The organism is Pyxidicoccus fallax, assembly GCF_012933655.1.
Taxonomy (GTDB): domain Bacteria; phylum Myxococcota; class Myxococcia; order Myxococcales; family Myxococcaceae; genus Myxococcus; species Myxococcus fallax.
In genome coordinates this window covers 1-11,412 of record NZ_JABBJJ010000379.1, presented here as the reverse complement: position 1 = coordinate 11,412, position 11,412 = coordinate 1, and the positions used below count along the sequence as shown (strand labels likewise).

The window sequence follows — 11,412 nt, the reverse complement described above, 5'->3', positions numbered from 1 at the left end:
CCGGTGCCCAGGGCCCCGCCCCCACCGAGCAGGCCGCGAAGAAGCCCGTCAGCGTCGGCCTCGTCATCGACATCGGTGGCCGCGGCGACCACTCGTTCAACGACGCCGCCCTCCGTGGCCTGGAGCTGTACGCCGCCGGCAAGAAGTTCGAGGGCGGCCGGTACGTGGATGCCTCCCCCGACGAGGTCCGCAAGACGCTCCCGCCCCACCTCGCGTCGGTCGCCTCCTCCATCCAGCCCCTGGCCGTGAAGCCCATCATCCTCCAGAGCAAGGCCATGGAGGACTACGCCCCCAACCTCCAGCTGCTCGTGGACCAGGGCGTGGAGCTGGCCATCGGCAACGGGTACCTGCTCGCCAACGCCGTGCGCCAGGCGGCCCAGGAGAACCCCAAGTCGCGCTTCCTGCTCATCGACAGCCAGGTGCTGGACGCGCAGGGCAAGGTGCTCAAGCTGCCCAACGTGCGCACCGTCCTCTTCAAGGAGCAGGAGGGCAGCTTCCTCGTCGGCGCCCTGGCGGGCCTGGTGACGAAGTCCGGCAAGGTGGGCTTCGTGGGCGGCATCCAGGTGCCCCTCATCCAGCGCTTCGAGGTGGGCTACCGCGCGGGCGTGAAGACCACCAATCCCCAGGCCGCGCAGACGCTGGCGGCCGTCTACACCGGCAGCTTCAACAACATGGCCGCCGGGAAGCAGGTGGCGCAGGACCTCATCGCCAAGGGCGCGGACGTCCTCTTCCACGCGGCGGGCGCGGACGGCATGGGCGTCATCCAGGCGGTGAAGGAGGCGCGCGCCGCCGGAAAGACGGTGTATGCCATTGGCGTGGACTCGGACCAGTTCCACGTGGCGCCCGAGGTCGTCCTCACGTCGATGATGAAGCACACCGACCTGGCCATCTACCAGGCGACGAAGGACCTCGTGGAAGGGAAGTTCGACGCGGGCGAGCAGGTGCTCGGCCTCAAGGAGAACGGCGTGGGCATGGCCGAGGTGCGCCTGGACTTCCCCGGCAAGGCGGAGGCGCTCCAGAAGGTGGAGACGCTGCGCAAGCGCGTCATCGCCGGTGAAATCCAGGTGCCGGCGGTGCCGGCCGACCTCGCCTCCTTCCAGGCAGCCGCGCCCTGATTTCCCTCCGGAACATCCACAAGGCGTTCGGCGCCTGCGTGTCGCTGGCCGATGCGTCGCTCGACATCCGCGACGGTGAGCTGCTCGCCGTGGTGGGAGAGAACGGCGCGGGCAAGACCAGCCTGATGAACGTCCTCTACGGGCTCTACCAGCCCGACGGGGGCCAGCTGTCCCTGGGCGGCAAGCCCGCGCGCTTCAAGAGCCCCCGGGACGCGATTGCGCGGGGCATCGGCATGGTGCACCAGCACTTCATGCTCGTGCCCACGCTGACGGTGGCGGAGAACGTGGTGCTCGGCCGCGAACCCACCCGCCGGGGCCTGTTCGATTTGGAGCGCGCCGTCAGCGAGGTGGCCGCCACGTGCGCCCGCTTCGGCTTCCAGCTCGAGCCTCGCGCCCGCGTGGACACGCTGTCCGTGGGCTCGCAGCAGAAGGTCGAAATCGTCAAGGCACTGCACCGGGGCGCGCAGGTGCTGGTGCTCGACGAGCCCACCGCCGTGCTCACGCCGCAGGAGTCCGACGAGCTGGCCCACGTCATGCGCGGGCTCGTCGCGCAGGGGCGCACGGTGGTGCTCATCAGCCACAAGCTCCGGGAGGTGCTCGGCGTGGCGGACCGCATCGCCGTCATGCGCCGGGGCCGCGTCGTCGCCGAGGTGCGCCCGGCGGAGACCACCGTCGAGAAGCTGGCCGCCCTCATGGTGGGTGAAGGGCACCCGGCGCTGGGGATGGCCGCCTCCGGACGCGCGCGGGAGCCGTCCAGCGGCATGGGGCTCGAGACGAACACACCGCCCCCGGGCGACATGCTCGCGGCGCGGCCCGCCTCCCGACCATCGGTCGATCCGACCGCGAATACCGCAGGCGAGCTCCTGCTCGAAGCGCGCGGACTCCAGGCGCTCGCGGACAGCGGCCGCCCGGCGCTGCGCGGCGTGGACCTCACGGTGCGCGCGGGCGAAATCGTCGGCATCGCGGGCGTGGACGGCAACGGTCAGCGCGAGCTGGCCGAGGTGCTCACCGGCCTGCGCCCCCTGACCTCCGGCGAGGGCACGCTGCTCGGAGGTCCGCTGGCGGGCCTCACTCCCGCCCGGGCGCGCGAGCGCGGCGTGGGCCACGTCCCCGAGGACCGGCTCTTGCGCGCCGTGGTGAAGGCCCTCACGGTGGAGGAGAACGTGGCGCTCGGCCGTCACACGCGGCCGCCCTTCGCCCGGGGCACCTGGATTGACTTCCCAGGCCGCCGCGAGCGGACCCGCGACCTGCTGGCCGCGTACGACGTGCGCCCGCCCGACCCCACGGCCTTCCTGCGCTCGCTGTCCGGCGGCAACCAGCAGAAGGTCGTGGTGGCCCGCGAGCTGGACGCGCGGCCGAAGCTGCTCGTCGTCGTGCAGCCCACGCGAGGCCTGGACATCGGCGCCGTGGCCCAGGTGCACGCGAAGCTGCGCGAGGCCCGCGAGCAGGGCGCCGGCGTGCTGCTGGTGTCCCTGGATTTGGAGGAGGTCCTGAAGCTCTCCGACCGCGTCTACGTCTTCTTCGAGGGCCGCGTGACGGGCCACTTCACCCGGCCGCAGTACGACGAGCGCGAGCTGGGCCGGCGCATGCTCGGCGCGGGGACGGACCATGCCTGAGCGGCTGAGCGGAATCCTCCCATCGGTGCTGTCCGTGCTGCTCGCGCTCGCGGTGTGCTGGGGCCTCATCGCCCTCACGCTCGCGCCCGACACCGCGGCGAACGCCTACCTCCAGATGCTCTGGGGCGGCATCGGCAACTGGCCCTCGTACCTGGAGGGCGCCGCCGCCACCGTCCTCACCCGCCCCCTGGGCGAGTCCGGGATGAAGGCCGCGCTGCTCACCCTCACCGGCCTGTCCGTGGCGGTGGCCTTCAAGGTGGGCCTCTTCAACATCGGCGCGCAGGGGCAGATGATTCTCGGCGCGCTGGCCGCCGCCCTCGTCGGCGCCCACCTGTCGCTGCCCGCCGTGCTGCACGTGCCGGCGGCGCTCCTGGCCGCGGCGCTCGCGGGGGCCGCGTGGGCGGGGCTCGCCGCGCTGCTCAAGCTCTACCGCGGCGTGCACGAGGTCATCTCCACCATCATGCTCAACTGGGTGGCGGTGAGCCTCGTGGACAACTGGCTCGTCATCGGCCCCCTGCGCGGCGTGGCCGAGGGTGGCCAGTCCATCACCGGCACCGCCGAAATCCAGGCCACCGCGGCGCTGCCCCGGCTGCTCGGCGACGTCTCCCGCCTCAACCTGGGCTTCCTGCTGGCGCTCTTCCTCGCCGTGGCGGTGTGGGTCTGGCTGCAGCGCACGCGCTCCGGCTTCGAGACGCGCGCGGTGGGCCTGGGCGCCGAGGCCGCCCGCACCGCCGGCATCCCCGTGGCGCGGCGCACGGGCCTCGCCATGGCGCTGGCCGGAGCGCTGGCGGGGCTGGCGGGCGCGGTGCTCGTCCTGGGCACGGAGCGGCGCTACCCCGGCACCCTCGGCGCGCCCTACGGCTTCGACGGCATCGCCATCGCCCTCATCGGCAACAACCACCCGCTGGGCGCCGCCGTGGCCGCGCTCTTCTTCGGCGTGCTGCGCGCGGGCGGCACGCGCATGCAGCTGCTCGGCGTCCACCAGACCTTCCCCGAGCTCATCCAGGGGCTCGCGCTGCTCTTCGTCGCCGGCCGCATGGTGTGGCTGGCCCTGCTGCGCCGCCGGACCGCGGCCACTCCCGCGCCCGCCAACGCAGCCCCTCCGACGGAGGCCCCCCGTGCTTGAGGTGCTGCACGCCCTGCTCTTCTCCACCCTGGACGCGGCGCCCGCGCTCGTCTTCGCCGCCCTGGGCGCGGTGCTGTCCGAGCGCGCCGGCGTGGTGTCCGTGGGCGTGGAGGGGATGATGCGCGTGGGCGCCTTCTGCGCGGCGGTGGCGGCGCTGGTCATGCCCACGCCCCTGGCCATCCTCATGGGCATGCTCGCGGGCGCGGCGCTGGCGGCCATCCACGGCTTCCTCACCATCCGCTGGCGCTCGGACCAGGTGGTGTCCGGCATCGCCCTCAACCTGGTGGCCCTGGCCGGCGGCACCTTCCTGCTGGAGTCCCTCTACGGGCCCAACGGCACGCCCCCCATCCAGCAGCTCTCCCGGTGGGACGTGCCCGGCCTGTCCTCGGTGCCGGTGCTGGGCGCGCTGTCGGGGCACTCGGCGGCCACGTACCTGGCGCTGGCGCTGCCCTTCGCCTTCCAGTTCCTGCTGGCGCGCACGCCCCTGGGCCTGCGGCTGCGCGCGGTGGGCGACAAGCCCCACGCCGTGGCCACCCTGGGCCTGTCCGTGGCCGGCCTGCGCTGGGGCGCGGTGCTGGGTGGCGGGCTTCTGGCGGGTCTGGGCGGCGCCGTGCTCTCCACCGCCGTGCTGGACCGCTTCGAGCAGCACACCCCCGCGGGCCTGGGCTTCATGGCCCTGGCCGCCATGGTGTTCGGCCGCTGGACGCCCGTGGGCGCCTTCCTCGCCGCGCTCTTCTTCGCCTTCGGGAACGCGCTGCGCATCGGCCTCGTCTCCAGCGCGCCCGGCCTGCTGGAGCTCATACCTCAGGGCATGTTGCTCGCCCTGCCCTACGTGCTCACCCTCACCCTCCTCACCCTCCAGGGGCAGCGCAGCAGCGCCCCCGCCGCACTCGGTACCCCCTATGAGCAGGAGTCCCGCTGAGGACCACTCCAGGGGCAGGGTCATCCCACACCCGGGTCAATATTGATTCCTGGTCAGAAGTGACCCCTGGGCGTCGGCTGCGCAACAGGCCGCAACATCCTGGCGCCGGCTGGCCGACACTCCAACCCCGCGCCGTTATTGGGTTGACCTGAGCGCGGATTGATCGGCCACCGACGGAAGCCAGCCCCGGAGGCTGGCATGGAACCCGCACTGGTTTGAGCCCGTATCGGACCGCGTACCGGACTGGACGCAGGCTCCGGGGGGGAAGTCGCATCCAGTCCGGTATGCGGTCCGTAGGAACAACTGGAACCCCCGGGCGCGGCCCTGCCCGGTCACCATGGTGGGGGTGGCGTGATGCTGGAGACGACGGCAACGGCAGCGGCGTACCGACCCCGGGTGCTGGCGGTGGACGTGGAGTCGCATGGGATGGAGCGGCTGCATTCCATCCTGGCTCCCGCCGGCTATGACGTGCTGCCCACCAGCGGCAAGGCGGCGGCCGCGGTGGCTTCGCGGACGGCGGCGGACCTGGTGCTCCTGGACGTGGAGCGCCCCGGCACGGACGGCCTGGCGGCCTACCGCCGCATCCGCGCGGAGCTGGGCGGCCCGTCGCTCCCGGTGCTCATGCTCACCCCCAGCGCCGACCGGCAGACGCGCCGCGAGGTGCTGGAAGCCGGAGTCGACGACCTCCTCATCACCGAGCCGCTGGACCCGCTGGAGCTGAAGGTCCGCGTGCACACCCTGCTGGAGCTCAAGGCCCACCGCGAGGCGGGGGGTCAGCGCGCCGAGGCGCTGCTGGACCCGCGCACGCGCTGGGTGGAGATGGAGCGGCTGGCGCGCCTGGGCACGCTGGCGGCGGACGTCGCGCAGAACCTGGGCCGCGTGGGCGAGGGGCTGCAGCGGGCGCTGGCCCACGTGCAGACGCGGGCCATGCAGGGCCTGCCGCCGGACCCCGAGGAGCTCAAGAAGCTGGGCGTGGCGGGCGAGCAGATGCGGCTGCACGGCCAGCACCTGCTGTCGCTGGGCCCCACCACCCCCAAGGACATCCAGCGCTTCGACCTGAGGGATTTGGTCCCCGCCGTGGTGGAGCGGATGCGCATCGCCGGCCGGCTGGGCTCGGCCGAGGTGCGGGTGCTGCTGCCCGAGGACCCCATCGCGGTCATCTTCAACCGGCGTCAGCTGGAGCAGGTGCTGGTGGAGCTGCTGGCCAACGCGGCGGACGCGGTGGAGGACGTGAAGGACCGCCCGCGCCGCATCCACGTGGGCGTGGACCTGCCGGACATGTTCGGCGACTTCGGCCCGCGCCTGTTCGTCAAGGACACCGGCATCGGCATCTTCGAGGACGAGGTGCAGGCCGTCTTCGAGCCCTACTACACGACGAAGGCGCCGGAGAAGGGCGCCGGCCTGGGCCTCACCGTGGCGCGCGCCCTGGTGGAGGCCATGGGCGGCAAGCTCACGGTGCAGAGCCGGGTGAACCTGGGCAGCACCTTCACCGCGGAGCTGCCCGAGCAGACGTCGTCCTGGTAGCCGCGGACTCCGGCTCGCCTGCCGCCTAGAAGCGGTAGGCGATGCCGAACAGGGCCTCCAGGGTGAACTCGCCCTGGTCCCCCCGCCGGTCGGGGATGATGGAGGGCCCCAGCCGCAGGTTGAAGGTGGCGGCGAGGTCCCTGCTGATGAAGTACTCCAGCCCGCCGCCCACGAGGATGGGGAACACGGGGCCGATTCCCTCGCCGAAGTACACGTGGAAGGGGATGTCCACGCCGACGTGCGCCATGACGGCGCTGCCGGCGGGGATGCCCACCGTGATGCCCACGGGCAGGGCCAGGCCCACGTCCGTATCCCCCTCGTTGAAGTAGAAGAAGGGGCCGGGCTGGAAGGTGACGGCCACGGACACCTGGGACGTCTGCGCCAGCATCAGCCGCAGCCACCCCTGCAGCTTGATGCCCGGGTCCGTGAAGCGCACCCAGCCCTCGCGGCCCCAGTTGAAGCTGAACTTCCCGCCGATGTCGAAGCGCTCCGAGTTTCCATGGAGCACGCCCAGCGTGAGGCCGGGCCAGCCAACCTGCGCGGAGAAGGCGGTGTTGCCCCGCCCCATCGAGTCGGCGGCGAGCACGGACCAGCCCTGGCCGCCGCGCTGCGCGAGCGCGGTGCCGGGAAGAACCAGGAGGCAGGCGAGGAGGACTCCGGGGACCAGACGCTTCACACGGTGCCTTTCTGTGGGGGGGCCGCGCGACGGGCGCGGCGGGAGGGTGTGCCGGAAGACTCAGGCGGGCTGCCCGCGCTCACGCGCGAGCGCGACGAAATCGTCGATGAAGCGCGCCAGCCGGCCCTCGGCGCGCTGGCGGGCGGCGTCCATGGACTCGCCGGGAGCGAGCGACTCCTTCAGCTCGAAGTAGTATTTGATTTTCGGCTCGGTGCCGGAAGGCCGCAGGGTGACGCGGCCACCGCCCTCCATCTCCAGGGCGAGCACGTTGGACGGAGGCAGCCCGCGCCCGCCCTGCTTGTAGTCGAGCACGTTGCGCACCGGGTCCCCGCCGATGCGCCTGGGCGGAGAGGCGCGGAAGGCCTCCATGATGGCGCGGATGGTCTGCGCGCCGGCGGCGCCGGGCAGCGTGACGTTGCGCTGGGCGCCCACGTACAGGCCGTGGCGGCGCTGGATTTCCTCCAGGTAGCCCAGCACCGTGGTGCCGCGTGACTGGCACCACGCGGCCAGGTCCGCCATGACGAGCGCCGCGCCCACGCCGTCCTTGTCGCGCGTCACCGTGCCCACGGTGTAGCCGAGCGCCTCCTCGTAGCCGAAGACGAACTGGGTGCCCTCGGCGCGCTCGCGCTCCAGCGCGCGGTTGGCGATCCACTTGAAGCCCGTCAGCACCTCGTCATAGGCCGCGCCCAGCGCGCGGGCGATGTCGCCCAGCTGCGTGGACGAGACGATGGTGGTGACGACGTGGGGCCGCGCGCGCTTGGTGCCCTGGGTGAGCGTGTAGTGGCCCAGCAGCACGCCCACCTCGTTGCCGGTGAGCATGCGCAGCTTGCCGTCCGCGCCGCGCGCCATGACGGCCAGCCGGTCCGCGTCCGGGTCATTGGCCAGCACCAGGTCCGCGCCCACGCGCTCGGCGGTGGCCAGGGACAGGTCCATGGCGCCGGGCTCCTCCGGGTTGGGGAAGCGCACCGTGGGGAAGCGGCCATCCGGCATGTGCTGCTCGGACACGGCGGTGAAGCGCGGGAAGCCCGCCTCGCGCAGGGCGCGCTCCGCCCAGACGCCACCCACCCCGTGCATGGCGGTGTAGACGATGGACAGCGAGTCCGAGCCGCGCCCGTGCACGCGCAGCCCGAGGATGGCGCGCAGGTACGCCTCGCCCACCCCGTCCTGCAGCTCCTTCCAGAGGCCCTTCGCGCGCGCGTCCGCTGGCGTCAGCAGGGGCACCTGGTTGGCGGGCTCCACGCGGGCGATGGCGGCGGCGATGCCGGTGTCGTGCGGGGGGATGATTTGAGCGCCGTTGCCCCAGTAGACCTTGTAGCCGTTGTACTCGGGCGGGTTGTGGCTGGCCGTCACCATGATGGCGGCGGCGGCGTCGAGGTGCAGGGCGGCGAAGGCCGTCAGCGGCGTGGGCACCGGGTGCGGGAAGACGTGCGCGGGGATGCCCTCCGCGGCGAGCACGGCGGCGGTGTCCTCGGCCAGCTCCGCGCTGAGGCGGCGCGCGTCGCGGCCCACCACCACGCCGCGCGTGGCGACGTCCGGGACATGGGCCTTGAGGTAGCGCGCCAGCCCCGCGGTGGTGCGGCGCACCACGGCGCGGTTCATCCGGTTGGGGCCGGCGCCCAGCACGCCGCGCAGGCCGGCGGTGCCGAACTCCAGATCGCCAGCGAAGCGGTCCGCCAGCTCGTTCCAGTCACCGCGGGCCAGCAGCTGCGCCAGCTCCGCCGCGGTGGCCGGGTCGGGGTCCGTCTGACGCCACGCCTCCGCCCGCTCTCTCAGTCCGGTGGTGTCCATGAGCCTCGAAGCCTCGTGTAGCCGTGGGGACGCGCGGGGCACGTGGCTCCGAGCGCCGGTTGTTCAGGTGTAGTCGGTGAGCTTCTTGCGCGTGGCCGGGCCCTTGGGGCCGTCCTTGGCGCCCTGGCACGTGACGCAGTACTCGGCGTAGGGCATGGCGCGCAGCCGGCCCAGGACAATCTCGTCGCCGCACTCCTCGCACTCGCCGAAGGAGTCCGGGTCGTCGCGCAGCTTGCCCAGCGCCTTCAGCACCCGGGCGAGCACGCCGTCCATGTTCCGGTTCCGGTTGGAGGCGATGGCCTGCATCATCTCGTTGAGGGGCTGCTCGTCCTCGTCGCCGCCGATGCGCGCGTCGTCGGTGCGGTTGGGCTCTATCTTCGCGGGCGTCTTCTCCGTCAGCTCGGAGTGGAGCGCCAGCAGCAGCTGCTTGAGTTCCTCTCGCTGTTTCGCGTTCACGCCGCCTCCCGGGAGGGTCAGTACTTCGCGGTGGAGGTCTGCCCGGTGACGATGGCCACGGACGCGGAGGCGCCCAGGCGGTTGGCGCCCGCGCGCAGCATCTTCATCGCGTCCTCGGCGGAGCGGATGCCGCCGGAGGCCTTCACGCCCACGTCGTCACCCACCACGCGGCGCATCAGCGCCACGTCCTCGGCGGTGGCGCCGCCCGGGCCGAAGCCGGTGGACGTCTTCACGAAGGCGGCGCCCGCGGCCTTGGCCAGGGCGCAGGCGAGCACCTTCTCCTCGTCCGTGAGCAGGGCCGTCTCCAGAATCACCTTCACCGGCACCGGCCGGCTGGCCTCCACCACCGCGGCGATGTCCTGGTGCACCAGCGCGTAGTCATGGGCCTTGAGCGCGCCCACGTTGAGCACCATGTCGATTTCCCGCGCGCCCAGGCGGATGGCCTCGCGGGCCTCGAAGGCCTTGGCCGCCGGCAGCGCGGCGCCCAGCGGGAAGCCCACCACGGCGATGGGGACGGTGTTGGAGCCGGACAGCACGCGCGCGGCGGTGGCCACGTGCACGCTGTTCACACACACCGTGGCGAAGCCGTGCTTGCGGGCCTCCTCGGCCACCCGGACGACGTCCTCGGCGCGGGCCTCGGGCTTGAGCAGCGTGTGGTCGATGTAGGGTGCCAGGTCCGCCGGGGAGCGGATGGACTCCATGTCCACCCGGGCCGTGTCCGGCCACTCGACAGGGGAGCGAGCGGCGGAGTCCTGGGGCACCTTCACGTCGGAGTCGGACATGCCGCGCCCCATAGCCCACTTCCCGCCCTCCGGGAAGCGCTCGCACGGGAAGCACCCTTCCGTCGCTCCTCCAGGTGCCGAGGGTGGGAGCACGGCGGTAGAGTCCGCTGCGTGACGTCTTCCGCCCGGCTGCTCACCCTCCTCGTCCTCCTGCTGGCCTCGCTCCCGGGTCTGGCCGCGGCGCCGCCCGCCGCGAAGCCCCTCACCGTGTACTTCTTCGACGTGGGCCAGGGAGACGCCGCGCTCGTCGTGTCCCCCACGGGCAAGACGGTGCTCATCGACGGCGGCCCGCCCGAGGCGCGCGAGCGGCTGACGCGCAGGCTGAAGGAGCTGGTGCGAGAGCCGCTGGACCTGGTCATCCTCACGCATCCCCATCTGGACCACCTGGGGGGCCTCACCCAGGCGCTCAAGGCCGTGGGGGCGAAGCGCTTCATGGACCCGGGCTTCGACCATCCGAGCGACGCCTACCGGGACCTGCTGGACTTCGTGGGCACGAGCGTGGGCCAGGTGATGACCCCGGAGCCCAGCGCGCAGGCCCCGCACACGCTGCTCACCATCGGCCTGGGCGAGGGCGCCTCCCTCACCGTGCTCTGGCCGCGCGTGCCGCAGGAGCCCTTCCTGGACAACACGCGCTCGGACCCCAACTCCAACTCCATCGTCGCCAAGCTGACGTACGGGAAGACGGCCTTCCTCTTCACGGGCGACGCCGAGCCGGAGACGGAGGCCGCCCTCCTCCAGAAGCGCATCGACTTCTCCTCCACCGTCCTCAAGGTGGCGCACCATGGCGGGAAGCACTCCTCCACGGCCGCCTTCCTCGCGGCGGTGAAGCCCAAGGCCGCCGTCATCTCCTGCGGCGCCGGCAATGACTACGGGCACCCCACGGCGGAGGCCCTGGAGCGCCTGGGCACGGCGGGCGCCCGCGTCTTCCGCACCGACCAGGACGGCGAGGTGGTGGCGGTGAGCGACGGCACCTCCGTCACTGTGCGCGCGGGGCGGGGCGGCTCGCCGCTGGTGGTGCCCGGCGGCCTCAAGCCCGGCCCCGTCGCGCTCGGCCCCATCGTCCCCAATGAGCCCCAGGGCTCCCGCGCCGCGTCGCGGGGCGCCACCGCGTCGAGGAGCCCGGCGGACGCGACGATGACGGCCTCGCGGGCGGGCGCGGAGGAGACGCGCTTCATCAGCCTGAAGGGCAGCAAGGTGTTCCACCGCGAGGACTGCGCCACCCTGAAGCGCTCCAAGTCGGAGCGCACCGTGTATCCGAGCCGCGCCGCCGCCGTGCGCGAGCGCCGCCCCGCCGAGGACTGCCATCCATGAGCCCGCGCCTGTTCGCCCTCCTCGGGGTGCTGCTGGCCGTGGGGGCCTGCAAGGAGCCCCCGCCGGCCGCCCCTCCGCCTGTCTCTTATACGCATC

10 protein-coding genes are annotated in these 11,412 nt (G+C 72.8%); 6 read left to right on the top strand and 4 right to left on the bottom strand.

Translation table 11 applies throughout. The annotated features are described in order from the left end of the window. The 5 genes from HG543_RS45465 to HG543_RS45445 all read left to right on the top strand — a co-directional run. Positions 1–1,115, top strand: a 1,115-nt coding sequence (locus HG543_RS45465; RefSeq protein WP_169351219.1) for a BMP family lipoprotein, incomplete at its 5' end; no start/stop codon positions are given. Between the two features lie 38 nt (positions 1,116–1,153). Beyond that, positions 1,154–2,731, top strand: coding sequence for an ATP-binding cassette domain-containing protein (locus tag HG543_RS45460; RefSeq protein ID WP_169351218.1), 1,578 nt, complete (start codon positions 1,154–1,156; stop codon positions 2,729–2,731). Further along, positions 2,724–3,857: an ABC transporter permease gene (locus HG543_RS45455; RefSeq protein ID WP_169351217.1), complete on the top strand. Its 1,134-nt coding sequence runs from the start codon at positions 2,724–2,726 to the stop codon at positions 3,855–3,857. Before HG543_RS45460 ends, HG543_RS45455 begins: the two co-directional genes overlap by 8 nt. Continuing rightward, the gene (locus HG543_RS45450) at positions 3,850–4,779 is read left to right on the top strand and encodes an ABC transporter permease subunit (protein ID WP_169351216.1); all 930 of its coding nucleotides are present in this window, start codon (positions 3,850–3,852) and stop codon (positions 4,777–4,779) included. Before HG543_RS45455 ends, HG543_RS45450 begins: the two co-directional genes overlap by 8 nt. Before the next feature lie 354 nt (positions 4,780–5,133). Continuing rightward, positions 5,134–6,303 (top strand): hybrid sensor histidine kinase/response regulator, encoded by a 1,170-nt coding sequence (locus tag HG543_RS45445; RefSeq protein WP_169351220.1) that lies wholly within the window; start codon positions 5,134–5,136, stop codon positions 6,301–6,303. Positions 6,304–6,328: 25 nt separating this feature from the next. On the opposite strand, the gene HG543_RS45440 is transcribed toward HG543_RS45445, so the two are convergent. The 4 genes from HG543_RS45440 to deoC all read right to left on the bottom strand — a co-directional run bounded on the left by HG543_RS45440 (position 6,329) and on the right by deoC (position 9,924). Continuing rightward, the gene (locus HG543_RS45440) at positions 6,329–6,979 is read right to left on the bottom strand and encodes a hypothetical protein (protein ID WP_169351215.1); all 651 of its coding nucleotides are present in this window, start codon (positions 6,977–6,979) and stop codon (positions 6,329–6,331) included. A gap of 60 nt (positions 6,980–7,039) precedes the next feature. After that, entirely contained in the window at positions 7,040–8,767 is a 1,728-nt protein-coding gene (locus tag HG543_RS45435; protein WP_169351214.1) for a phospho-sugar mutase, read from the bottom strand. Positions 8,768–8,830: 63 nt separating this feature from the next. Continuing rightward, the gene (locus HG543_RS45430) at positions 8,831–9,223 is read right to left on the bottom strand and encodes a TraR/DksA C4-type zinc finger protein (protein ID WP_169351213.1); all 393 of its coding nucleotides are present in this window, start codon (positions 9,221–9,223) and stop codon (positions 8,831–8,833) included. Positions 9,224–9,240: 17 nt separating this feature from the next. Continuing rightward, complete coding sequence (gene deoC, locus HG543_RS45425; RefSeq protein ID WP_246357762.1) at positions 9,241–9,924, bottom strand: deoxyribose-phosphate aldolase; 684 nt, start codon at positions 9,922–9,924, stop codon at positions 9,241–9,243. 192 nt (positions 9,925–10,116) lie between these two features. Between deoC and HG543_RS45420 the strand changes: the two genes are divergently transcribed. After that, a complete protein-coding gene (locus tag HG543_RS45420) occupies positions 10,117–11,316 on the top strand; it encodes an MBL fold metallo-hydrolase (protein WP_169351211.1) in 1,200 nt (399 codons plus the stop codon). Positions 11,317–11,412: the final 96 nt, after the last annotated feature.